The organism is Streptosporangium sp. H16 (assembly GCF_051918855.1).
GTDB lineage: Bacteria > Actinomycetota > Actinomycetes > Streptosporangiales > Streptosporangiaceae > Streptosporangium.
Genome location: NZ_JBPXMD010000014.1, coordinates 203,521 through 227,914, shown reverse-complemented (window position 1 = coordinate 227,914; position 24,394 = coordinate 203,521). Strand labels below are relative to the sequence as shown.

General features: G+C 70.2%; 18 protein-coding genes and 3 pseudogenes. 12 read left to right on the top strand and 9 right to left on the bottom strand.

What is annotated here, in order from left to right:
- The 5 genes from ACTOQ2_RS24165 to ACTOQ2_RS24145 form a co-directional block, all read left to right on the top strand.
- The coding region (locus ACTOQ2_RS24165) for a non-reducing end alpha-L-arabinofuranosidase family hydrolase (protein ID WP_440100479.1) at positions 1-171 on the top strand (171 nt) is incomplete at its 5' end.
- 229 nt (positions 172-400) lie between these two features.
- The gene (locus tag ACTOQ2_RS24160; RefSeq protein ID WP_440102380.1) at positions 401-2,236 is read left to right on the top strand and encodes a family 43 glycosylhydrolase; all 1,836 of its coding nucleotides are present in this window, start codon (positions 401-403) and stop codon (positions 2,234-2,236) included.
- A gap of 13 nt (positions 2,237-2,249) precedes the next feature.
- On the top strand, positions 2,250-2,435 hold the full coding sequence (locus ACTOQ2_RS24155; protein ID WP_440102378.1) for a hypothetical protein: 186 nt from the start codon (positions 2,250-2,252) through the stop codon (positions 2,433-2,435).
- 21 nt (positions 2,436-2,456) lie between these two features.
- Entirely contained in the window at positions 2,457-4,109 is a 1,653-nt protein-coding gene (locus ACTOQ2_RS24150) for a glycoside hydrolase family 27 protein (RefSeq protein ID WP_440102376.1), read from the top strand.
- A 150-nt stretch (positions 4,110-4,259) separates the two neighbouring features.
- The gene (locus tag ACTOQ2_RS24145) at positions 4,260-6,995 is read left to right on the top strand and encodes a beta-L-arabinofuranosidase domain-containing protein (RefSeq protein ID WP_440102374.1); all 2,736 of its coding nucleotides are present in this window, start codon (positions 4,260-4,262) and stop codon (positions 6,993-6,995) included.
- A gap of 151 nt (positions 6,996-7,146) precedes the next feature.
- On the opposite strand, the gene ACTOQ2_RS24140 is transcribed toward ACTOQ2_RS24145, so the two are convergent.
- From ACTOQ2_RS24140 to ACTOQ2_RS24120, 5 genes are read right to left on the bottom strand one after another with little or no spacing between them, the layout of a single operon-like run.
- Positions 7,147-8,211: a glycoside hydrolase family 68 protein gene (locus ACTOQ2_RS24140; RefSeq protein ID WP_440102372.1), complete on the bottom strand. Its 1,065-nt coding sequence runs from the start codon at positions 8,209-8,211 to the stop codon at positions 7,147-7,149.
- Complete coding sequence (locus ACTOQ2_RS24135; RefSeq protein ID WP_440102370.1) at positions 8,208-9,062, bottom strand: ROK family protein; 855 nt, start codon at positions 9,060-9,062, stop codon at positions 8,208-8,210. Before ACTOQ2_RS24135 ends, ACTOQ2_RS24140 begins: the two co-directional genes overlap by 4 nt.
- A complete protein-coding gene (locus ACTOQ2_RS24130) occupies positions 9,059-9,883 on the bottom strand; it encodes a carbohydrate ABC transporter permease (RefSeq protein ID WP_440102368.1) in 825 nt (274 codons plus the stop codon). Before ACTOQ2_RS24130 ends, ACTOQ2_RS24135 begins: the two co-directional genes overlap by 4 nt.
- On the bottom strand, positions 9,880-10,770 hold the full coding sequence (locus ACTOQ2_RS24125; RefSeq protein ID WP_440102365.1) for a carbohydrate ABC transporter permease: 891 nt from the start codon (positions 10,768-10,770) through the stop codon (positions 9,880-9,882). Before ACTOQ2_RS24125 ends, ACTOQ2_RS24130 begins: the two co-directional genes overlap by 4 nt.
- Before the next feature lies 1 nt (position 10,771).
- A complete protein-coding gene (locus ACTOQ2_RS24120; RefSeq protein WP_440102363.1) occupies positions 10,772-12,133 on the bottom strand; it encodes an ABC transporter substrate-binding protein in 1,362 nt (453 codons plus the stop codon).
- Between the two features lie 107 nt (positions 12,134-12,240).
- Here ACTOQ2_RS24120 and ACTOQ2_RS24115 point away from each other — a divergent pair, with 107 nt between their 5' ends.
- From ACTOQ2_RS24115 to ACTOQ2_RS24100, 4 genes are all read left to right on the top strand, one after another.
- The gene (locus ACTOQ2_RS24115; RefSeq protein ID WP_440102361.1) at positions 12,241-13,263 is read left to right on the top strand and encodes a LacI family DNA-binding transcriptional regulator; all 1,023 of its coding nucleotides are present in this window, start codon (positions 12,241-12,243) and stop codon (positions 13,261-13,263) included.
- Between the two features lie 546 nt (positions 13,264-13,809).
- Positions 13,810-14,739, top strand: a complete 930-nt coding sequence (locus ACTOQ2_RS24110) for a polysaccharide deacetylase family protein (RefSeq protein ID WP_440102359.1) — start codon at positions 13,810-13,812, stop codon at positions 14,737-14,739.
- On the top strand, positions 14,729-14,923 hold the full coding sequence (locus ACTOQ2_RS24105; protein WP_440102357.1) for a hypothetical protein: 195 nt from the start codon (positions 14,729-14,731) through the stop codon (positions 14,921-14,923). Before ACTOQ2_RS24110 ends, ACTOQ2_RS24105 begins: the two co-directional genes overlap by 11 nt.
- Positions 14,924-14,947: 24 nt before the next feature.
- A complete protein-coding gene (locus ACTOQ2_RS24100; protein ID WP_440102355.1) occupies positions 14,948-15,763 on the top strand; it encodes a S1 family peptidase in 816 nt (271 codons plus the stop codon).
- Positions 15,764-16,138: 375 nt separating this feature from the next.
- On the opposite strand, the gene ACTOQ2_RS24095 is transcribed toward ACTOQ2_RS24100, so the two are convergent.
- Positions 16,139-17,281, bottom strand: a complete 1,143-nt coding sequence (locus tag ACTOQ2_RS24095; RefSeq protein WP_440102353.1) for an RNA-guided endonuclease InsQ/TnpB family protein — start codon at positions 17,279-17,281, stop codon at positions 16,139-16,141.
- Positions 17,282-17,306: 25 nt separating this feature from the next.
- Here ACTOQ2_RS24095 and tnpA point away from each other — a divergent pair.
- The 3 genes and pseudogenes from tnpA to ACTOQ2_RS24080 all read left to right on the top strand — a co-directional run bounded on the left by tnpA (position 17,307) and on the right by ACTOQ2_RS24080 (position 20,133).
- A pseudogene (gene tnpA, locus ACTOQ2_RS24090) lies at positions 17,307-17,735 on the top strand (IS200/IS605 family transposase).
- Between the two features lie 9 nt (positions 17,736-17,744).
- Complete coding sequence (locus ACTOQ2_RS24085) at positions 17,745-18,134, top strand: VOC family protein (RefSeq protein WP_440102351.1); 390 nt, start codon at positions 17,745-17,747, stop codon at positions 18,132-18,134.
- 559 nt (positions 18,135-18,693) lie between these two features.
- The gene (locus ACTOQ2_RS24080; RefSeq protein WP_440073713.1) at positions 18,694-20,133 is read left to right on the top strand and encodes an MFS transporter; all 1,440 of its coding nucleotides are present in this window, start codon (positions 18,694-18,696) and stop codon (positions 20,131-20,133) included.
- An 84-nt stretch (positions 20,134-20,217) separates the two neighbouring features.
- Here the strand turns inward: ACTOQ2_RS24080 and ACTOQ2_RS24075 are convergent.
- The 3 genes and pseudogenes from ACTOQ2_RS24075 to ACTOQ2_RS24065 all read right to left on the bottom strand — a co-directional run.
- Positions 20,218-20,601, bottom strand: a pseudogene (locus ACTOQ2_RS24075) (sarcosine oxidase subunit gamma); the annotation flags it as partial.
- Positions 20,602-20,946: 345 nt separating this feature from the next.
- A pseudogene (locus ACTOQ2_RS24070) lies at positions 20,947-24,006 on the bottom strand (2Fe-2S iron-sulfur cluster-binding protein); the annotation flags it as partial.
- Between the two features lie 109 nt (positions 24,007-24,115).
- Entirely contained in the window at positions 24,116-24,394 is a 279-nt protein-coding gene (locus ACTOQ2_RS24065; RefSeq protein ID WP_362850066.1) for a sarcosine oxidase subunit delta, read from the bottom strand.

Sequence of the window (24,394 nt, the reverse complement as noted above, 5' to 3'; positions counted from 1 at the left end):
TGGACCAACGACATCAGCCACGGCGAACTGCTGCGCACCAGCGCCGACCAGACCATGACCGTCGACCCCTGCAACCTCCAGCTGCTCTACCAGGGCCGCAACCCCAACTCCGACGGCGTCGACTACGGCCTCCTGCCCTACCGGCCGGGCCTGCTGACACTCCAGCGCTGACCGGTGTGACACCGATCCGGCTCAGACGTTCCTGACGTTGGAGCGGGCGGGCTCGGCGCGAGGCCGAGCCCGCCCCCGGGTCACGCAGGGAGCCCAGATCATCCTGCTGACCCGGAGCAACTCCCCTGCTGATCACCCCCTGAACAGCCCCGGACGCGGCGAGCGCTCTGACCCGCCGCGTCCGGGGCCACCAACACCCCCCGTCGAAACCGCCTGAGGGAGACAACAGGTGAGACCCGTACTTCGCGCGGCCGGGAGGAGATCTCGCCGCCTGGTTCTCTGGACCGTGAGCCTGTTCTTGCTGACCACGTTGCTCCCGTCCCTGGCCAGGGCCGACAACCCGATCGTGCAGACGATCTACACGGCCGACCCGGCGCCGCTCGTCCACAACGGCCGCGTGTACGTGTACACCGGCCACGACGAGGACGGCTCGACCTACTTCACCATGCGCGACTGGCGCGTCTTCTCCTCCACGGACATGGCCAACTGGACCGACCACGGCTCCCCCATGAGCCTGGCCACCTTCGCCTGGGCCGACGCCAACGCCTGGGCCGGCCACGTCATTCCCCGCAACGGGAAGTTCTACTGGTACGTGCCGGTGCGGAACCGGGCGACCGGTGGTATGGCCATCGGGGTCGCGGTCGGCGACAGCCCCACCGGGCCCTTCCGTGACGCGCTGGGCCGCCCGCTGGTCGAGAACGGCGAGATCGACCCGCACGCGTTCATCGACGACAACGGCCAGGCCTACCTGTACTGGGGCAACCCCCGCCTGTGGTACGTCCGGCTGAACACCGACATGATCTCCTTCTCCGGCGGCGCGACCCAGATTCCGCTCACCACGGCGGGGTTCGGCACGCGGAACGGCAACGCCAGCCGCCCCACCCTCTACGAGGAGGGGCCGTGGGTCTTCAAGCGCAACGGCCTCTACTACAACGTGTTCGCCGCCGAGTGCTGCTCGGAGTTCATCGCCTACTCGACGGCCCCCAGCGCCACCGGGCCGTGGACCTACCGGGGAACGATCATGCCGAGGCAGGGGTCGAGCTTCACCAACCACGCCGGGATCGTCGACTTCGCCGGTAGCTCGTACTTCTTCTACCACAACGGCGCCCTGCCGGGTGGCAGCGGTTACACCCGCTCGGTGGCCGTGGAGAAGTTCACCTACAACGCCGACGGCACCATCCCGACCATCAACATGACCGCCGCCGGACCACCCCAGGTCGGCACCCTCGACCCGTACGTCCGCCAGGAGGCCGAGACCATCGCCTGGGCATCGGGGGTGGAGACCGAGGCCTCCGGCGAAGGCGGCATGAACGTCGGCTTCATCGAGAACGGCGACAACATCAAGGTCAAGGGCGTCGCCTTCGGCACCGGGGCGTCCTCCTTCACCGCCCGGGTGGCCTCGGGTACCAGCGGCGGCCGGATCGAAGTGCGCCTCGGCAGCGCCACCGGCACCCTCGTGGGCACCTGCACCGTCCCCGGCACCGGCGGCTGGCAGAGCTGGACGTCGGTCACCTGCCCGGTGTCGGGCGCGACCGGCACCCGCGACCTCTACCTGCGTTTCGCGGGCGGCAGCGGCTACCTGTTCAACCTCAACTGGTGGCAGTTCGCCCCGAGCGGCGGCAGCGGCGGGAACCTGCTGGCCAACGGCACGATGGAGGACGGCACGACGAGCTGGACCAGCTCCGGCGGCACCCTGTCCTCGGCCACCACCGTGGCCCACGGTGGCAGCCGCTCCCTGCTCAACTCCGGCCGTACGTCCGCCTGGCAGGGCCCGCACCAGAACGTGACCGCGCGGCTCACCAACGGCAAGAGCTACACCACGAGCGTGTGGGTCCGCTCGCAGAGCGGCACCCCCAGCGCGAAGGCGACCCTGACGCTCACCGCGAACGGCACGACGAGCTACGTCCAGCTCACCCCGGCGCAGACGGTCAACGCCGGCGGGTGGACCCAGCTCACCGGCACCGCGACGGTCTCGTGGACCGGAACGCTGACCAACGCCTCCTTCTACGTGGAGACGGCCGCGGGCACCGACAACCTCTACATCGACGACGCCTCCTTCCAGTGACAGGAGACGCGCCATGTCAGGACACCGATCACCGCTGACGGCCGTCGCGGTCACGACCCTCGTCGTCCAGCGGCCGGCCGACGAGAGCACCACCTTCGTCCCGCCCCGGTGGAACGGCTCGCCCGCAGCCGGTACGAGCACCACCTTCGGCCCCATGACCAGCGACAGCGCGACCACCCCCCCGGTCCCCTGCGCCTGACCATCGCTAGGAGCGACACCAATGAGAAAACAACGAGCACGTGTGCTGCTGAGCCTGGCGGCGCTGACCTTGGCGCTCACCCCCGCCACCCAGGCGCAGGCCCTGGAGAACGGCGTGGGCCGTACCCCGCCGATGGGGTGGAACACCTGGAACACCTTCGGCTGCAACATCAACGAGACCCTGATCAAGCAGACGGCCGATGCCCTGGTCAACAACGGCATGCGCGACCTGGGATATCAGTACGTCGTCGTCGACGACTGCTGGTTCGACCCCAACCGCGACTCGGCCGGGAACCTCCAGGCCAACCTCTCGCGGTTCCCGAGCGGCATGAAGGCGCTCGGCGACTACCTGCACGCCAGGGGCCTGAAGTTCGGCCTCTACCAGGCCCCCCTCGACAAGACCTGCGCCCAGTACTTCAACGCCTACCCGGGCGCGACCGGCAGCCTCAACCACGAGGTCCAGGACGCCCGGCAGTTCGCCGCCTGGGGCGTCGACTATCTCAAGTACGACTGGTGTTCCCCCACCGGCACCATCGACGACCAGGTGCGCACCTTCGCCAAGATGCGCGACGCGCTGGCGGCGACCGGGCGGCCGATCCTCTACAGCATCAACCCCAACAGCATCCACGAGAAGACCGGCCCGATGCGCAACTGGGGCGACGTCGCCAACATCTGGCGCACGACCGAGGACATCACCAACGCCTGGAACACCGGTCAGACCAACGGCTACCCGATGGGCATCCAGAACATCGTCAACGTCACCGTCCCGCTGGCCTCGTACGCCAAGCCCGGCCAGTTCAACGACCCCGACATGATGGAAGTCGGCCGCGGCGGCATGAACGACACCGAGATGCGCAGCCACTTCGCGCTGTGGGCCATGATGGCCTCGCCCCTGATCGCCGGGAACGACGTCCGGAACATGGACAACGCGACCAGCACGATCCTGAAGAACCAGAACCTGATCGCCATCAACCAGGACACGCTCGGCCTCCAGGCCACCCAGATCAGCAATGACGGCACCCGCCGCATCCTGGCCAAGCGCCTGAGCAACGGCGACGTCGCGGTCGCCCTGTTCAACCAGGGCGGCAGCACGACCACGATCAGCACCACCACGTCCGCCATCGGCCTGTCCGGCAACTCCTTCGGCCTGCGCGACGCCTGGAGCAACGCCGTCACCTCGACCACCGGGAACATCTCGGCGAGCGTGCCGGCGCACGGCACCGTCGTGTACCGGGTCAGCGGCGGCACGCCCAACCCCACCCCCACCCCCACCCCCACGCCCACCGCGTCCACGTCCCGCATCCAGGGCGTGGGATCGGGCCGGTGCCTCGACGTGACCGGCGCCTCCCAGACCAACGGCACCCTGGTGAACATCTGGGACTGCAACGGCCAGAGCAACCAGCAGTGGACCTCCACGGCGGCCGGTGAGCTGCGGGTCTACGGCAACAAGTGCCTGGACGTCAACAACAACGGCACCGCCAACGGAACCGGCGTCCTCATCTGGGACTGCAACGGGCAGAACAACCAGAAGTGGCGGTTCAACTCCGACGGCAGCATCACCGCCATCGGTGCGAACAAGTGCCTGGACGTGCCCAACAGCGCCACCGCCAACGGCACCAAGCTCCAGATCTGGACCTGCAACGGCCAGAGCAACCAGCGGTGGAACCGCATCTGATCACAACACGCTCGAAGTCCGATTCCTCATGACCACGTGAACCGCCGGAACCCGCTCGCCGCCGTCGACGCCGTCCCTGCCGGCCCCGAGACGGCGGCGGACGCCGGCGGTTCACGTGGCCACCTCCACTCCACCCCCCTGGGAGTTCACATGTCACCCCTCAGCCGACGCCAGTTGCTCCAGGCGGCAGGCCTCACCGTCGCCGCGACCGCCGCGGGCCAGTTCACCGGCACCGCACCCGCCTTCGCCGAGATCCCCCCCGTCCGCGCCGACATCGGCGTGTCCGCCCACGCGTTCGAGCTGGGGCAGGTGCGCCTGACCTCCGGCCGCTGGCTGGACAACCAGAACCGCACCCTGTCCTACCTGCGGTTCGTCGACGTCAACCGGCTGATGTACGTCTTCCGCGCCAACCACCGCCTGTCCACCCAGGGCGCGGCGGCCAACGGCGGCTGGGACGCCCCCAACTTCCCCTTCCGCAGCCACATGCAGGGGCACTTCCTGACCGCCTGGGCCCAGGCGTACGCGGTGACCGGTGACACCACCTGCCGCGACAAGGCCAACACCATGGTCGCCGAGCTGGCCAAGTGCCAGGCCAACAACGGCGCCGCCGGCTTCAACACCGGATACCTCTCCGGCTTTCCCGAGTCCGACATCACCGCGGTCGAGAACCGCACCCTGAGCAACGGCAACGTGCCGTACTACTGCATCCACAAGACCCTGGCCGGGCTGCTCGACGTGTGGCGTTACATCGGCAACCTCCAGGCCCGCGACGTGCTGCTGGCGCTGGCCGGGTGGGTCGACTGGCGGACGAGCCGGCTGACCTCCAGCCAGATGCAGGCCATGCTGGGCACCGAGTTCGGCGGGATGAACGCCGTCCTGACCGACCTGTACCAGCAGACCGGCACCGCGCGCTGGCTGACCGCCGCCCAGCGGTTCGACCACAACAACGTGTTCAACCCGCTCGCGGCGAACCAGGACCAGCTCAACGGCCTGCACGCCAACACCCAGGTGCCCAAGTGGATCGGCGCCGCCCGGGAGTACAAGGCCACCGGCACGACCCGCTACCGCGACATCGCCTCCAACGCCTGGCGTATCACCACCAGCGCGCACACCTACGTGATCGGCGGCAACAGCCAGGCCGAGCACTTCCGGCCGCCCAACGCCATCGCCGGGTACCTGTCGCGCGACACCGCCGAGGCCTGCAACACCTACAACATGCTGAAACTGACGCGGGAACTGTGGCAGCTGGACCCGAACCGGGCGGACTACTTCGACTACTACGAGGGGGCGCTGATCAACCACCTCATCGGTCAGCAGAACCCCGCCGACGCCCACGGGCACATCACCTACTTCACCCCGCTCAACCCCGGCGGCCGCCGGGGCGTCGGTCCCGCCTGGGGCGGCGGCACCTGGAGCACTGACTACAACTCCTTCTGGTGCTGCCAGGGCACCGGTATCGAAGTGAACACCAAGCTGATGGACTCCATCTACTTCCACAACGGCACGACGCTGACGGTGAACCTGTTCACCCCGTCGGTGCTGGACTGGAGCCAGCGCGGCATCACGGTCACCCAGACGACCTCCTTCCCGGCGAGCGACACCGTCTCGCTCCAGGTCACCGGCGACGTCGGCAGCTCGTGGTCGATGCGCGTCCGCATCCCCTCCTGGACGAGCGGCGCCACGATCAGCGTCAACGACGTCCAGCAGGACATCGCCACCACGCCCGGCTCGTACGCGACGATCACCCGGTCGTGGACCTCGGGCGACACCGTGACCGTGCGCCTGCCGATGCGCGTGGTCATGAAGGCCGCCAACGACAACCAGAACGTCCAGGCGGTCACCTACGGGCCGCTGGTGCTGTCGGGCAACTACGGCAACACCGCGCTGTCGGCGCTGCCGTCGCTGAACCCCGCGTCGGTCACCCGGACGAGCACCTCGGCGCTCACGTTCACGGCGACGGCCAACTCCGCGACCGTCAACCTCATCCCGTTCCACGACGCCCACGGCCACAACTACACCGTTTACTGGAGCACCAACGGTCAGGTCGGCTCGGGGACGGCGAGCTTCCGGCTGCAGAACGCGGCGACCGGGCTCGTCCTCGGCGTCCAGAACATGTCCACGGCCGACGGCGGCCTGGCCTTGCAGTGGGCGGACAACGGCACCGCCGACCACGACTGGGTCCTGGTCGTGGACGGCAACGCCGTCAAGCTGCGCAACGTCCACAGCGGCAAGGTCCTGGGCGTGGAGAACATGGCCACCACGGACAACGCCCGCGTGCTGCAGTGGGGCGACACGGGCACCGCCGACCACCGGTGGACGCTCGTGGACGTCGGGGACGGGACCCACAAGATCCGCAACGTCAACAGCAACAAGCTGCTGGCCATCCTGAACGGCTCCACGAGCCAGGGCGCGCAGGCCGTCCAGGACGCCGACAACGGCAGCGGCGACAACCAGTGGCGCTTCCTGCCCACCGGCGCGCGCCGCATCCAGAACGTCGCCAGCGGCATGGTGCTGGGCGTGACGAACATGTCCACCGCCGACGGCGGCCTGGTGATCCAGTGGGGCGACACGGGCACCGCCGACCACCTGTGGACGGCCGTGACCAGCACGGGCGGCTACTTCAAGCTGCGCAACTCCAACAGCGGCAAGGTCCTCGGCATCGAGAACGCCTCGACGAGCGCGGGCGCCCGGGCGCTCCAGTGGTCCGACACCGGCGCCAACGACCACCGCTGGCGGCTGCGGTACGGCTCCAACGGCTCCTTCCGCATCCAGTGCGCCAACGGCGGCCGCGTCCTGGGCGTCAGCGGCGGATCCACCGCGCAGGGCGCCCAGATCGTGCTGGCCGACGACACCGGCGCCAACGACCGCCTGTGGCGATTCCTGTGAGCGATCCACGATGGACGACGCGGCCGCCACGGTCACGAGGAACCGGGACCTGATCGCCCGCGACCGGTGGACCGTCACGGGCGTGTGACCGCACGGCCCTTCGCGCGTCGACGCGAGGAGGGGGGCCGGGCTTTCGGCCCGGCCCCCCTCCTCAGGTGACCGGTTCGAGCCGGGTGCGGGGGCCTTCCAGGCGCAGTCTCGACATCGGAGCGACCGTCCCGCCGAAGTGGGCCCGCTCGACCGGGCCCCGGTAGTCGAGGAAGCTGACCACGCGCAGGTCGTCGAGCACCATCCAGGCGTAGGCCTGGTCGGGCTGGGCCGCCGGGTTCCCGATGACCAGGCCGGAGCCGTTCAGGGGTTCGTAGGGGCCCTCCATCGTCGCGGAGACGAAGCCGTACAGGCCGGTCGGGGCGGCGCCCTCCGGTTCGAACGACTGGCGGTGGGTGCAGAAGAACAGGTAGTGCAGGCCGCCGTGGACCACGATGTGCGGGCGTTCGATCTCGCGGTTGATCCCGTCGGCGACCAGGAGCGGCGGGCGCAGCGGCAGTCCCTCGGACTCCGGGCCGGCCAGCGCGACGGCGCCCATGTGGCGGTCGCCCCACGGGACGGAGGCCGCGATCAGCAGGTGGCCCCGGAACCAGGCCGGGTCGCGGAAGGCCCGGATCCTCCCCGGCCCCCCTTCGCGTTCGTCGGACGGAAGGTAGAACTCGCCGCCGGAACGCACGATCTCCCGATGCTCGGCCGATCCCGGCCGTCCGGGTCTCCCGTCGAGCGGCAGACGCGCCTCGACCACTCGTTGCACGAAGGTGGGCCGCTTCTCGTCGCGGTGCCCGGTCGCCGTGTAGAAGACCGACACGGTGCCGTCCGCACGCCGGATCGCCGTGCCGGACCACTCGCGGCTGCCCGGTGACTCGCCGTCGGGGAAGACGTTCCCGAGGTCGATCCACTTGCCTTCCTCCAGGGCGAGCAGGCGGATGCGGGCGACGTCGTGGCGGTCCTCCGGATGGCCGGCCGCCGGGGCGGTCAGGCCCATCCAGAGTTCGCGGCCCTCGAAGAGGGCCGTGGCACCGTCCTCCTCCTGGATCGGCCACATGTCCCACAGGTCCAGGCCGGGCAGCGCCGCCTCGACGGGGCCGAGGATGGGCGGCGCGGTCGTCGCCGGATCCTCGGTGATCAGGTCGAGGTGGCGGCGCGTCCACCGGGTCGTCGTGCTCACTCGTTCTCGTTTCCGTTCAGGGCCGCTCGGGCCAGTTCCGCCGCGCCGGTGATCCCGGACAGGTTCCCGAGTCCCGGCGGGGTGATGACGGTGTCCAGGGGATAGCCACCGGCCAGTTCGGCGGTGCGGGCCCGGACCAGGTCGAGCAGGCCCGGCCGGCCGCCGACCCCGCCGCCGATGATCACCGCCTGCGGAGACACGACGGCGGCCAGGTTGTGCACGGCCAGCGCCAGGTACTCCGCCTCCAGTTCCCACGGCTCGCCGTCCCCGAGCTCCTGGGCGGGCCGCCCCCAGCGCCGCCGCATCGACGTCCCCGAGGCCAGCCCTTCGAGGCAGTCGCCGTGGAAGGGGCACGCGCCGGGGAAGGGGTCGCGCGCGGTGTCGTGAGGCAGCCGCATGTGCCCGGCCTCGGGGTGGGTGCGCCCGTGCAGCGGGCGCCCGCCGACGATCACGCCGACCCCGACGCCGGTGCCGACGGTCATGTAGGCGAGCGTGTGCAGCCCCCGCCCGGCGCCGTGGCGCAGCTCGCCGATGGCGGCACCGTTGACGTCGGTGTCGAGCCCGACCGGCACCCCGAGCCCCTCCCGGAAGGGTGTCACCACGTCGGTGCCCGACCAGCCGGGTTTGGGGGTGGTGGTGATGCGCCCGCTCGCCAGGTCGACCGGCCCGAAGGTGGCGACGCCGACCGCCGCCGGGGCGGGATGGCGGCGGAAGAAGTCGACGGCGGCCGGGATGGTCTCGTCGGGGGTCGTCGTCGGGACCACCTCGGTGGCCACGATCCTTCCGTCGGTGTCGGCGAGCGCGCACACCCATTTCGTGCCGCCGGCCTCGACTGCTCCGTACATGGTCATCCCTTCAGTGAACCCTGGAGCAGAGCCGTGACGAAACGCCGCTGGAAGATCAGGAACACCGCGAGCGTGGGGGTAAGGATGAGCAGCGAGCCCGCGCACAGCAGCGGGATGTCGGTGCCCCACTGTCCCTGGAAGGCCCCCAGAGCCCCGGACATGGTGCGTTGCAGCGGGTCGTCGACCAGCACGATGGCCAGCAGGAACTGGTTCCACGTCCACAGGAACAGCAGGATCGCCAGCGACGAGGTCGCCGGGGCGGCCAGCGGCACGTGCACCCGCCAGAAGAGCTGCCAGGTCCCCGCGCCGTCGATGCGGGCGCTCTCGGACAGCTCCTCGGGCATGTTCACGAAGTGGGCCCGCATCCAGAACACCGAGAACGGCATGAACAGCCCGATCAGCGGCAGGATGATCGCCCACCGGGTGTTCAGCACGCCCATGTCGCGCACGAGGTAGTAGAGGGGTGTGATGATGCCCTCGAACGGCAACGTCAGTCCCAGCACGAACGCCACGAAGACGAACCGCCGCCCGGGGATGCGCAGGTGCCCGATGGCGAATCCGGCCATGGTGGCCATGACCAGCGAGATCGGCACCACCCCGAGCACGATCAGCACGCTGGACGTGACCAGCTCGGTCATCCGGGCGGCGGTGAACGCGGTGACGAAGTTGCCCCACTGCGGGTCGTCGGGCCACTCGAGACCCATCGGGTAGCTGCCCGACGGGTGGAGCGCGGTGACGAGGAGACTGACGAACGGCATCAGCGTGGCCGCCATCAGCACCAGCAGCAACACCCGGCCGGTCCAGGCCTCACGACGATCGAAGATCATGATTTACGTTCCCTGGTGAGCCACTGGATCGGCAGTGCGCACGCGATCACCAGCACGGTGAGGACCACCGCGAGGGCCGAGGCGAGTCCGACCTGGCGTTCGGAGAAGGCCAGGTAGTAGATCTCCAGGCCGGGCACCATGCTGGCGTTGCCTGGCCCGCCCTGGGTCGAGATGTAGACGATGTCGAAGCTGGCCAGCGCGGCCACGACCGTGACGGTGACGCAGACCCCGATCTCCTGCCGCAGGCTGGGCAGGGTGATCGAGAAGAACTCGCGGAAGGGTCCGGCGCCGTCGAGGCGCGCGGCCTCGTACAGGGCTGGGTCGATCTTGCTCATCCCGGCCAGCAGCAGGAGCGTGCACAGTCCCAGGAGCACCCAGGCTCCGATCACCCCGACCGCCGGCAGAGCCGTCGAGAAGTCGCCCAGCCAGGCGCGGGTGATCTTCTCCAGTCCGATGGCCGTGAGGATCTGGTTCACCAGGCCGGTCGAGGACAGCAGCCAGCTCCAGGCGATCCCGGCCGCGACCAGCGGGATGACCTGCGGCAGGAAGATGACCGTGCGGGCCACCAGCGCGAGGCGGCTGGTGGCGATGCGACGGATCGTCGCCGCGATGGCCAGCCCGAGCACGACCGGGACCGCGCTGAAGAACGCGATCAGTTTCACCGCGTTGAGGATCGAGGCGAACAGGTCGGGGTCGGTGAAGACCCGCAGGTAGTTCTGGACCCCGGTCCAGGTGGCCACGCCGATGCCGTCCCACTTGTAGAGGGAGTACTGCACCGTCATGGCCAGCGGCTGGATCACGAACACGACGTAGAACGCGGCCGCGGGCAGCACGAACAACCAGCCGGCCCATCTCGGCCCGCTCCGCCGTTTGGCGGCCGCCTTCATCTCAGCCTCCCTTGACCTGGCTCTGGTAGTCGGCCTGCACGCTCTTGAGCAGGCCTTCGGGAGTCTGCTCCCCGGCCACCAGCTTCTGCAGGTTCGGGGTCCAGCTCTTGGCGTAGATCGCGCCGGTGGCGTTGGCGATGAAGTCCATCGCGCCGTTGTCCTGCGCGATCCGCGCGCCCGCCGCGAGGGTGCTCTCGGTCACGCTGCCCGCCGCCACCGGCGGCATCGGCCCGTCGGCCGGGCCCATCGGGTGGGAGCCGCCGACCTCGACGCCGATCGTGCGTGCCTGCGTGTCGGTGGCGACCCAGTCGAGGAACGCGGCGGCGCAGTCGGCGTTCTTTGCGTTCGCCCCGATGCCGAACGTCAGCGGGGCCGACATGGTGGCCCGCTTCCCACCGGCCTGGGCCGGTGGCATCAGGAAGAAGCCGATGTCGCCCGCCATCTGCTTGTCGAGGTTTCCCGACTCCCAGTCGCCGTTGAACATGAACAGGCCGTCGCCGCCGATGAAGCGGCTCATCATCGTGGCGTAGTCGACGGCGTTGACGTCCTTCCAGAAGTATCCGGCCTTGACCCACTTCTCCAGGTGCTGGGTCGCCTGGAGGTTGGCCGGGGTGTCGATGGTCGCACCGGGTTTCTGGAAGATCCACTCGTTGATCGGCGCGGGCGGGCCGTAGGAGGCCATCAGGTCCTGGAGCGGGAAGGCCAGGCCGCCGGTCGCGCCGCCGTTGAACTGGGCGATCGGCACCAGGCCCGCGTCCTTGGCCTTGGCCAGGGCGGCGTCGAGGTCGGCGAGGGTCTCCGGCGGGTCGGTCATGCCGATCCGCTCGGCCAGCTTCTTGTTGTAGAACACGCCGGTCATGGAGAAGTTCAGACCCATGGCGTAGAGGGAGCCCTCACCCCGCACGGCGCCGCCGGGCGCCAGGCGCATCTGTTCGAGCTGGGAGGCGGGCCACTTGTCCCAGCCGTAGACCTTGGCGTACTCGTCGAGGTTCTTGAGCAGGTTGTTCTTGACCAGCTCGGAGACCTGGGGAAGGCGCATCAGGTCCGGCGGGTCGTCGGCCAGCACGCGCGGGGCGTTCTGGGTGATCACCGCGAACTGGTCCTCGCGGATGTCCCAGGTGACGTTCGGGTGTTGCTTGGTGAACTCGGCGGTGAGCGCCTTGGGCAGGGGAAACCCGGTTTCGAAGTATCCCTTCAGCGTGACCGGCGCCGTGCCGCAGGTCGGCGCGGCCGACAACGACGACGCGGCGGCCGTCGGCTGCGCGGTGCCGCTTCCCGGCGCCGCGCAGGCGGCGGCCAGGCTTCCCCCCAGGATGACCACCATCGCCACGCGGCTCCGGCGGGAGTGAACTCGACGAGACATGGTGCGTCTCCCTTTGCTAAATCGGATTAGCGATGCGATAGTCTCACCGCACGCATCCGACGGTGTCAAGGCCCCGTAATCCGGTTGGAATGTTGGAGGTCTCTCCTGTGAGTCGACGTCGGGTCACCTTGGCCGATCTGGCCCAGGCGGCCGGAGTGTCCCGTACCACCGCCTCGCTCGTGATGACGGGCAGGGGCCGTGAGCTGCGCATTTCCCACGACGTCGAGCAGAGGGTACTGCGTGCGGCCGACGAGCTGGGTTACCGCCCGAACGCGGTCTCCGTCGGGCTGCGCACCGGGACGAGCCGCACGATCGGCTTCGTCTCCGACACCGTCGCGACCTCCCGCCTCGCCGGAGACATGATCAAGGGTGCCCTGGAGGCCGCCCGCGAACGCGGCGTGATGTTGTTCATCGGCGAGACCGAGGGCGACCCCGAGCTGGAGCGCGGCCTGCTGCACGCCATGCAGGACCGCCAGGTCGACGGCATCATCCTGGCCGCCATGTACACCCGGATGATCAAGGTTCCGAAGGGCATCGGCCCCGCCGTGCTGCTCAACGCGCTGCCCAGGCCGGCCTCCGCCCTGCCGTCGATCGTGCCCGACGAGGTCGGGGCCGGCCGCTCTGCGGCCCGGGTGCTCCTGGAGGCGGGCCACCACGAGGACGTCTACCTGATCGGGGAGGGACCGAGGGCGCGCGACGTGCCCGCCGCCAGCGTCGCGGCGGTGGAACGCCTGACCGGCATCGAGGAGGCCGGCCTGAGGATCGCCGGAGCCCGCGTCTGCGCCGACTGGCAGCCCGAGGAGGGCCTGGCCGCGACCCGGTCCCTGCTGGCCGACCACCGGCCCCGGGCGCTGATCTGCCTCAACGACCGGCTGGCCCTGGGCGCCTACCAGGCGTTGAGCGACGCCGGGCTCTCCGTTCCCGGGGACGTGTCGGTGGTGTCGTTCGACGACCACCCCATCGCGTCGTGGATCCGCCCCAAGCTGACGACCGTGGCGCTGCCGCACTACGAACTGGGACGCAAGGCGGTGGAGGTGCTGTTCGCCCAGATGGGCGAGCAGGCCGAACCCGGCCAGGTGCACCGGGTCGCCATGCCGGTGAGACACCGGGAGTCGGTCGCGCCCGCGTGACCCGCGGGGGTGAGCCGGCCCGGCATTTCACGCCGGTGGCGGCCGGCGCGGCCGGCCGTTCGGGGACAGGTCGTCGAGGCCTGTCGCGGCCGGCCAGTGGTGGATGTGCGCGCCGAGCGGCCTTCAGGTAAGCCTGCAGGCGCGCTGCCCGTGGTGGTGATCGGTGCGGGCCCGGTGGGCCTGGCTGCCGCCCACCTGGTCGAGCGCGGCCTGGACTTCCTCCTTTGCTGGGCTACGGCGATTGGGCCGGGCGTGCCGCACGAGAGGTCGGGGGAAAGGGCGGCGGAGGGCCTCGGGTGCTGCTGACAGCGCACTTCGACGAAGTGGGCGACGACCCGGACCGTCGCCTGCCCGCCGCGGCGAAACTGGCCGCGATCGGCTCGAGAAGAGGTCGCGGGCCCTGCTGCGCCGCGAGTCCAGGGCCGCCACCCCGGCACCGGGTGCGGAACCCTCCATGTGAGCGCGGTTCCTCCACGCGTGATTCTTGCCGGATCCGTTCAAAACAATTGAGTGGACGTGCTTTCCGCACTCCATCACGCTGCGGTCATGGATGACCATGCCTTTGAGCCCGCGGCCGCCACTCCCCCGGTTCTGTCGAGCGAGCTGCTGGGTTTCCCTCCCGATACCCGGGTGCTCATCGTGAACAACGACGACTTCGGGATGTACCACGCGATCAACGCCGCGGTCGTCGACTCGATCGAAGAGGGAATCGCCAGTTCATGCAGCCTGATGGTGCCGTGTCCGTGGGCGTCGCACGCCATGCACCTGCTCCGCCATCGACCGGAGATCCCGTTCGGGATCCACCTCACACTGTTTTGCGACACGACCCACTACCGGTGGGGGCCGCTGACCGCGAAGGAGAAGGTGCCCTCGCTGCTCGACGAGACGGGCGAGCTGTTCACGCCCGCCCAGGTTCCCGAGCTTCTGGCTCGAGCTCGTCTGGACGAGGTGGAGCTCGAGTTCCGCGCACAGGTCGAGGCCGTGGTCGGCACCGGGCTGACGCCCACCCATCTGGACTGGCACTGTCTGGCCGATGGCGGACGCGAGGACATCTTCGACCTGACCGTGGCGCTGGCCGAGGAGTACGGCCTGGCGGTGCGGGTCTGGCTCGAATCTGGACGCCAGAAGTCGCGACGACGGGGCCTGCCGATCACCGACAATGATTTCCTGGACAGTTTCAGTCTCGACATCGACGGCAAGGCGGCGCGATACGCCGAGCTGCTGCGCGACCTGCCGGTGGGCCTGAGTGAGTGGGCGGTGCATCCCGGCCTGGGCAACGAGGAGTCGCAGGCGATCGACGGCGGTTGGCGCGTACGCCGGACCGACTACGAGTTCCTGACATCGCCGCAGGCCCGCGAACTCCTCCGGCAGGAGGGGATCGTCGTGATCGACTACAGGATCGTCCAGCAGGCCTGGTCGCAGATCGGCGCCCCCCGGAGCCTTTTTCAGGCTCAAATCGCAGCTCATGACAGATGAACCGATGAACTCAGCGATCGGCGAGGGCACGGAGATCCGGCCGCCGCTGCGGGTCGACTACGGCGGTCACATCCGCATCGGCGCCCGCACCCGGGGAAACGTGATCGGAAAGCCGATGATCGCGGCCGGCGTGCCGTCAGCACATTGGATCCGTAGATCTTTCCGTGCTCTGTATCAAATGTAACCCTTGGGCGGTTACAGTTCCTGCGTGCGTTTCATCCCCTTTGTCATGATTCCCCTCGCCCTCGCCGCTACCACCGCGTTCCCCGCCTCCCCCGCCTGGGCCATCACGAACGGATCACCCGACCTGACCGCTCACCCGCAGGTGGGAGCCGTCATCGGCGACAAGCCAAACGATGACGGCACATGGTCCTACTGCACCGGCACCCTCATCTCGCCCACCGTCTTCCTCACCGCCGCCCACTGCGCGGAAAAGGGGCAGAAGACCGCCCGGGTCTCCTTCTCCAGCCGCTACCGGCACGGCGACAAGATCTACACCGGCCGCTACGTCATCGACTCGCGCTACAAGGACAAGTCCGATCTTCATGACATGGCCGTTGTCGTCTTCGACACGGCCATCCCGGGCATCAAGCCCGCCAGACTGCCCACCGAAGGTCTGCTCGACCGCCTCGAAGCCGCCAACGCCCTGAAAATAACGCGGTTCACCCCGGTCGGGTACGGTGCCATGGTCTCGACCAAGGCCTCGGCCAAGGGGAAGCACGCCTCCGCCAGGGGGAAGCACAAGGTGCGGCTCACCTACACCGACACCCGCCACCAGGCGTCCATCTCCTTCGAGGACCTCACCCGCAGGTGGCTCAAACTGTCGCTCTCCTCCAAGGGCGACGGCAGCACCTGCTTCGGCGACTCGGGCGGCCCGAACTTCCTGGGCGGACCCACCTCGGACCTGCTCGTGGCCACCACCATCAGCGGAGACGACGACGCGTGCAGGATGACCAACTACGACTATCGCCTGGACACCCCCCAGGCCCGGTCCTTCCTCAAAAAGTTCGTCACGCTTCCCTAAACGGGTGATCGCCCCGGCGGATCCCCACCCCGTCACGCCCCTGAACGGGTGATCGCCCCGGCGGACCCCCGCCCCAAGGGGTCACCCGCCGGCCCAGGCCGACGGCTTGCGGCCGGCCGGAGGAACCGCCGGGCCAGGGGCGCGGGCGTCTACGGTGGTCGCGGCGTCAGCCGAGCCGAGCGCACGCGGCGAGGCGGGCGCGTCCGGATCCGCGGGGCCGCGGGAACCGGACGAAGTCCATATGATCACGGTATGGCCCTCGACCTGTACGCGGGAATCCTGGTCACCGACTACACGATGGCCGTCAGCTTCTCGGTCGTGAACGACCGAGCTCGCAGCTCCTGGCCGTCGATGGCTTCGACGGTCCGGTCCGCGTCAGGCAGCGTGACTCACTGCCCAGCCCGTCTCACCGCGTGCGGCGATGTTGCGGGCTGCGTTGACGTCGGCGTGCTCAGCGAAGCCGCACGACGTACACGAGAAAGAGGCTTGATCGAGCCGGTTCTTGCGGTCCACCTGCCCACACGACGAGCACTGCTGGGAGGTGAAAGCCGGATCGACGTAGATGACAGCGACCCCGGCCCGGGCCGCCTTGTAGACGAGGAAAGCCCCGAGCTGATGGAAGCTCCAGGAATGCAGCATGACCCGCTGGGGCTTGCGAAGCCGTACCCGGTCCCGGATGCCCTGGAGGTCTTCCATGGCGATGGCGGAGCCGGTGCGTTCTGCCTCGGTCACGATCTGCTTGGCGATGACATGATTGGTGTTGGCGGCGAACCGCGCTTCCTTGCGGCGATGCCGCTTGAGCAACCGCTTGGCGGACGTGGTGCGCTTGGCCTGCAGGCGGCGGCGTAGCTCGCGGCGGCGGTGCCTGAGCGCGTTCAGAGCTTTGCCGCAATGACGGGCTCCGTCGCTGGTGGTGGCGAGGTTGACGATGCCCAGATCCACCCCCAGAAAGGCCTCTGGGTCCTTGACGCCGGGGGTGGGCACCTCGCAGGTCGCGATCAGGAACCACATGCCGTCGCGGTAGACCAGATCGGACTCGCCCCTGCGGTGCGCCGACAAGGTGGTGAGCTGTTGGGCGGAGGCGGTGAATGCGAGGTTCTTCAGCCTCCCGGCCACCGACCAGATCGACACCGTCCGCGCGTCGATCTGCCAGGACAGGCAGCGGTCGTCGAACGGCTGGGCGGCTGCGGCGCGAAAGGCGATCGGCGTGGATTCGACCCGTATTCGGCGGGCAGAGCCCGCCTTGCCCAGGTTCCCGGCTCGGAGGTTGGCGTGCAGGGTGGTGTAGGCGTCGGCGACCTTCTTGATGACGTGCTGCGCGGCCTGGGCGGCCAGCCCGTACTCGTCCTTGATCTGCGTGTAGGTGTGCTTGCGCAGGTCGTAGTTGCGAAACGTGCGGTGCTCGTGGGCGTGGCGGGAGACCTGGCAGGCGGCCGTGTTGACCGCGCGCAAGGTCGCCTCCAGCGCCGTCGCCTGCTCGGGCGTCGGCAGGAGTTTCACCTGCACCACCAGTTTCACGATCGAACACATTATCGTCCGGTCCATGTCACCGCGGCGGGAATCCGATCCTGATGTTCGCAGGGGCCGCACTGTTGTCTGCCGCCTCCATGCCCCTTTGGTGTTCATCCCCAGATACCGGCGGAAAGGGTTCACCGACGAGATGCTGCACCGCTGCGAAGCCACCATGATCGAGGTATGCGACGACTTCGGCGCCGTCCTGGTCGAGTTCAACGGCGAGCACGATCATGTGCACCCGCTGGTCCGCCACCCGCCCACAGTGGCGCTGTCGGTCCTGGTCAACGCCCTCAAGGGCGTCTCGGCCCGGCTCCTTCGCAAAGCGTCCGGCCCGCACGTGCGTCACTAGCTGTGGGGCGGGCGCTTTTGGTCCCCGTCCTCCTTCGCGGCCTCCTGCGGCGGCGCCTCACCGTCGATCGTCAAGGAGTACATCGAACACCGCAAACGGCCGGACTGATCCGCTCACATGAACCGGCCGTCACGGCACCGCTCGGGCCTGGAGGCCCTCCCGCGCCGTCGTTTCCTCCCGGGCGTAAACGCCCCGGGGGTTCCACGCCAGATTCCGCTGAAGTGGTACGAACGGCTGCTGGGCTCCCCGCCGACGTTCGTCGCGAGCGACACCGAGGCCGTGTGGGAGCTCGCGGAACATCGGTCCGTGTTCATCGAGCAGCTGCCCGAGCACGCCGGCCACGCCATGCACACGGTCTTCGTCGACGACCTCGACGCGCTCGTCGCGCAGGTCGCCGAGCGAGGGCTCGACCCCGCGGAGCGGGAGACCTACTCCAACGGCGTGCGCAAGGTCACCTACCGCGACCCCGACGGGAACGAGATCGGGTTCGGCGGCGCCCCGCTGTGACCGCCCCGGGCCGGCGCGGCACCCCGTAACCGCCAGGCCGCCCCGAGCCTTGCGGACCGTTGTGGCCGCCATGACCGCCCCGAGCCTTACGGACCATTGTGGCCGCCACGGCCTCCACGGCCTCCACGGCCGATCGCGCGGAGGCCGCGCGATGTGATCGGGCCGCGGTTCGCCGGAGCCGCCGGAGGCGGCGCGCCACCCGCCCGCCCGCCCGCCAAGCGGTTCCTGCCGCTACGTCCGATTGCTGAATTATTCATCTTGACCGGCGTGAAAGATGCACGCCCTTTTGATGATTGATGCTCTGGCTGCCCCTTGGCCACGACCACATAATTGATTTACATCAGGAACAATTATGTCGGCGCCGAGGGGAGCGAGAATTGTCAGCCCTGGCCGTGCTTCGCCCGCCGGTGGACGCGCGTATTCGCCCGTGGTCCGCGGATGGCCGTCGAGGCCGTGGCGCTCGAACCAGCCGCCCAGGCCGTCGTCGGTCACGAATTCATTCGGCCCGGAATCAATGCTGAGAATGACTTAAGCCGCACCAGGAGACAGGAGAAAAACCATGGACTCTCAGGTCAAGAAGCCACCACCACTGCTTCTGTTGTGCCTCGCCCAGTTCATGCTGACACTCGATTTCGCGATCGTGAACGTCGCTCTGCCGTGGATCAAGACCGACCTGTCCTTCACCGCCGGCGCCCTGCCGTGGGTCGTCGGAGCGTATGCGCTGTTCTACGGCGGCTTCCTGCTGCTGGGTGGACGCGTGGGCGACATCATCGGCCGCAAGCGCATGTTCGTGTGGGGCCTGGCGATCTTCACGATCGCGTCCCTGGTGGGTGGCTTCGCGACCAGCTCCATCGTGCTGATCATCGCCCGTGCCCTGCAGGGCTTCTCGGCCGCGGCGGTGGCCCCTGCCGTGCTGGCGATGATCGGCGCGGGCTTCCCCGAAGGAGAGGCGCGGGCCAAGGCCATGGGCGTGTTCGGCGCCGTGTCCTCGGTGGGCTTCGCCGGCGGCGTGCTCGCCGGCGGCGTGCTGACCGAGATCTTCGGCTGGCGGGCCGTCATGTTCATCAACGTCCCGGTCGGTATCGCGATGGTCGTGCGCGCCGCGATCCGCCTCGACGACGACAGTGTGCGGACCAGGTCCGCGCGCATCGACGTGCCCGGTGCCATCCTGGTGACCGCGAGCATGTGCTCGATCGCCTACGCCCTGACGATCGCGTCCGACGAGGGCTGGGGCACCGCCGGTGTGCTGACCCCGCTGATCGCCGGTCTCGTGCTGCTGGCCGTGTTCCTGTTCGTGCAGACCCGCGTGTCCGCGCCGCTGGTGCCGCTCTCGATCTTCCGTAACCGCGGGGTGACGGGCGGCAACCTGGTCGCGTTCCTGTCGGGTGGTGTCATGTCCATCTCGACGTTCTTCATCACGCTCTACATGCAGCAGATCCTGGGCTTCTCGGCCATCCTCACCGGCCTCGCGTTCTTCCCCCAGGCCCTCGTGGTCGTGCTGGCGTCGCTGCCGGTGGCGAAGACGACCGCACGGATCGGGGCTCGTCCGGTGCTGACCGTCGGCGCCCTGTTCCTGGTGGCCGGTTCACTGGTGCTGGCCCTCGCGCCCGCAGACGGCTCGTACCTGCTGAACGTGCTGCCCGGCGGCATCCTGATCGGCGTCGGTGTGACGGTCATGATGATCAGCACCGCGGTGGCGGCCACGTCCGGTGTGGCCGGTGCCCAGATGGGCCTGGCGTCGGGCCTCTACAACTCGAACCGCCAGCTCGGGGTCGGGCTGTGCCTCGGTATCGCGGTGGCGGTGGCGTCGCTGGCCGCCGGGTCCGGGCAGGGGATCTCCATCGGCGGGATCCAGACGGCGTTCTGGCTCTCCACCGCGCTCTCCGTGGTGATCGCGATCGTCTCCGCGACCGTCGTGCCGTCGGTGCGCAAGCCGGCTCCTGACGCTCCCGCGGCCTCCGCCCCGGAGACCAAGCCCGCCCCCGTGGCCGGCCGGTAGGTCTTTCGCACGTTCGAGGGCCGGTCCCGGCGCACGCCGGGACCGGCCCTTCCGCCGTGTCCGCCCAGGCCCCCGGCGATCACCTCAACCACCCAGGTACTCCCCCGCCGCGTCGAGGAGCCAGGCCACGAGGTAGTCCGCGAAGGACGGGCGTACGAAGACGTGGAACCCGCCGTCCTCGCGGGCGGCGAGGACGACCTGGGCGCGGGCGAGCATGGTCTGGGCGCAGCGGCCGGGGCCGAACGCGCGGGGGTGCAGGTCGAGGGCGCAGCCGTGGGAGAGCAGGTCGCGCGCCCTCGGGCCGGTCACGAGCAGTACGGTGCGCTGGGCGGAGACGTCGGTGACGGCGGCGTGACCGGTTCCGGCGGCGGCTCGCAGGCGGGCCTCCAGGCCGGTGCCGCCCGCGGGCCCGACGACCAGCCACTCGTCGGGCCCGAGCCACAGCACCCGGGTGTCGTTCGCGGCCGTACCGGACGGTGACACATCGGTGCCGGTGCTCGCGAAGGTGCCGGGTTCGGTGGGGAGCGGGACGCCGAGGGCGAGGGCGATGCCGGCCGCGGTGTCGCTCCCGGGCTCCACCCGCAGGTCGACCTGGGTGAGGAAGGGCAGCTCCTCGATGCGGAGGTCCGGGCTCGACACCGGCTCCAGCCGGGCCGCCGGGCTCGACCGCCCGGACGGCTCCGTTCCCCGCGGCTCCGTTCCCCGCGGCTCCGTTCCCCGCGGTTTTGTTCCGGAGAGTTCCGCCGTCCCGGAGGGCTCCGTCGCGGGCGGCTCCGTTCCGTACGGCGCGCCCGGTCGCGTCCCGGCCGGTGGGCCGTCGCGGCGCGCTCCCTCGGGGTCGTAGAGGACGTGGTGGGTGACGGTGACGGGCAGCAGTTCCCCTCCGACGGGCACGTACAACCGCTCGCCGACGCGTTCGCGCCCGCCGTTGACGAGGGCGAGGGCGAAGGTCCTGCCGAGCGCGGCGCTGCGGTAGCTGGAGGTGACGTGGCCGAGCATGGGGACCGGCGGCTCGGGCAGCCGGTCGGTGGCCACCAGGTGGGAGCCCTCGGGCAGCAGGACGTCCGGGTCGAGCGGCAGCAGGCCGACCAGGTGCTTCCGGTCGGGCCTGGCGGTGTCGGCGCGGGCGAAGGAACGCCTCCCGAGGAAGTCGGCCTTCTTCTTGGACACCACCCACTCCATGCCGAGGTCGGCGGGGGTGACCGTGCCGTCGGTGTCCTGGCCCACGATGGGGTAGCCCTTCTCGGCCCGCAGCACGTGCATGGTCTCGGTCCCGTACGGGGTGACCGCGCCGGTGGCCTGGACGGCCTCCCACAGGGCGAGCCCGTCCCATGAGCTGACGTTGATCTCGTACGCCAGCTCGCCGGAGAAGCTGATCCGGCACACCCGCGCGTCGAGGCCCGCCACCCGGGTGTCGCGCCATGTCATGAACGGGAAGCTCGCGTTGTCCACGGCCAGGCCGGGGGCGAGCCCGGCCAGCACCTCGCGGGAACGCGGCCCGGCGAGCGCGACCGTCGCCCACTGCTCGGTGACCGAGGTGCAGTAGACCCGCAGCGAGGGCCACTCGGTCTGCAGCCACTCCTCCATCCAGTCGAGGACGGCGGCGGCGTTGCCGGTGGTGGTGGTCACCAGGAAACGGTCCTCGGCCAGGCGGATCACCGTGCCGTCGTCGAAGACCATGCCGTCGGGGCGGCACATCACGCCGTAGCGGATCGAGCCGACCTTCAGGGTGCTCATCATGTTGGTGTAGAGCCGGTCGAGCAGCTCCGCGGCGTCCGGTCCCTGGATGTCGATCTTGCCGAGCGTGGAGGCGTCCATGGCCCCGGCGGCCTCCCGCACGGCCCGGCACTCGCGCAGGACGGCGGCCTCCATGTCCTCGCCCTCGCGGGGGTAGTACCAGGGCCGCTTCCACTGGCCGACGTTCTCGAACGGCGCTCCGTACGCCACGTGCCACTCGTGCAGCGCGGTGACCCGGACGGGGTCGTGCAGCGCCCCCCTGTCGCGCCCGGCGAGGGTGGCGAAGGAGACCGGCAGGTAGGGGGCGCGGAAGGTGGTGGTGCCGAGTTCGGAGACGTCCACGCCGAGGGCGTGGGCGACGATACCGCTGGTGAGCACGCCGGAGGTCTTGCCCTGGTCGTGCCCGGTCCCGGCGGTGGTGTAGCGCTTGACGTGCTCGACCGAACGGAGCCCGGCCCCGGTGGCGCGCATCACGTCGGCGACGGTGACGTCTCGCTGCAGGTCGACGAAGTGGGTCCGGTAGTCGTCGGCGGGAACGAGCCACACGTGCTCTGCGGGGGTGGTCCCGGAAGGCTCTCCGCCGGGCGAGACCGCCCCCGGCTCCCGCGCTTCCCCGTCCTGCGGGATCTCCGTGTCCGGGGACGCCTCCCCTGCTCGCGGGGTCTCCGCGCCCGGTGACGTCTCCCCCGGCCGCGGGGCCTCCCCCGCTTCCCTGACGGACGCGCCGGAGGTGGAAGGGGTTCGGAGACCGGCCGCCCCGGCGGCCCGCGTCCCGGCGGCGGCGCCGTCCTCCAGGCAGGCGGCCAGGGTGCGGAGCCCTCGGGCGGCCCCGGCGACCTCGACGGCCTGGCGGATGCTCCCGGGGACGAAGGAACCGAGCGCCTCGTCGTAGCGGAGCGTTCCCCCGGCCTGGCTGAACAGGTGGACGGCGGGGTTCCAGCCGCCCGAGACGAGCAGCAGGTCGGCCTCGATCTCACGCCCGCCGGAAGGAATCGCCCCGGAACCGATCATCCCGGAACGCGCCGCCCCGAAACCGACCGCCCCGGAAGCGGCCGACCCGGAAGGCCTGCCGCCCGCGACGGGTCTCTCCGAGACGGTCACGGAGGTGACGCCGTGCTCGCCGTTCGCGCGGGTGACGAAGTGACCGGTGAGCACCTCGGCGTCACCCAGGCCACCCGCACCGTCCAGGCCGCCCGGACCACTTGGGCCGCCCAGGCCGTCCCGTCCCGGGTCGCCGGGGGCACGCGTGTCCACGACGGCGGCGATCTCGACGCCCGCGGCGGCCAGGTCGCGGGCCGCGGCGTAGGCGCCGTCCCCGGTGGTGAACACCACCGCGCGGCGGCCGGGCAGGACCCCGTACCGGTTGGCGTACGCGCGTGCCGAGCCGGCGAGCATGACGCCCGGCAGGTCGTTGCCCGCGAAGGCGATCGAGCGCTCGTGCGCGCCCGTGGCGAGGACGACGCGGCGGGCCCGGATGCGCCAGAGGCGCTCGCGGGAGGAGGCGTTCTCTCCCCTGCGCTCCACCGCGACCAGGTAGTTGTCGTCGTAGTGGCCGAACACGCTGGTACGGGTGAGCACCCGCGTCTCCGGGTGGTTCTCCAGCTCGGCCAGCGCGGTGGCGGCCCACGCCGTGCCCGGTACGCCGCCGACGGTCTCGCCGGTGTCGGGCAGGCTGCCGCCGGGCGAGGGCCGGTCGTCGGCGAGGATCACCCGGGCGCCCGACCCGGCCGCCGCGGTCGCCGCCGCCAGGCCCGCCGGGCCCGCGCCGACCACCAGGACGTCGCAGTGCGCGTACACGCCGTCGTAGCGCGCCGGGTCGGGTTCGGCGGCGAGCCTGCCCCTGCCCGGCAGGCCGGTGGCCACCAGTCCCGCGTACAGCTCGACGACGGTGGCCTGGAGCATCGGCTCGGGAAAGGGTTGCTCGATCTGGACGACGGCGTTGGGCTCCTCGGTCCAGGCGGCGAAGATCCCTCGGGGGCGGCCCAGCGTGACGCTCGTCGCGACCGTGCGGACGCCGTTGGCGAGCAGCGCGGCGGCGAGCGTGTCGCCCCGGTACCCCTCGTAGTCGCGGCCGTCGAACCGGAACGGCAGTACCTCCCCGTGACGGCCCGCCCGGCGGAACGGCTGCCCGCTCACCGGCACACCGTTCTCTCACCGGTGGCCGGAACACCCGCGCCGCCGGTGGCCTGGACGTTCACGCCGCCCGGGAGCGGCGGGTGGCCCGCCGTGCCGGTCGCCCGGCGGTTCACGCGCCCACCGGCCCTGGCTCGCCCACGCGGTAGACGGCGTGGAACTCGTTGGTCGCGGTGTCGCGGACCGCGTTGAACCAGCGGCGGCATCCGGCCGCGTGCTGCCAGCGCTCGGCGAACGGCCCCTTCGGGTTGTCGCGGAAGAACAGGTACCGGGCCCACTCCTCGTCGGAGAGCGCGGCGGGGTCGCCGGGGTAGGCGACGTGGGCCTGCCCGCCGTGGTGGAACTCGGCCTCGTCCCGTGGACCGCACCACGGACAGGGGATCAGCAGCAT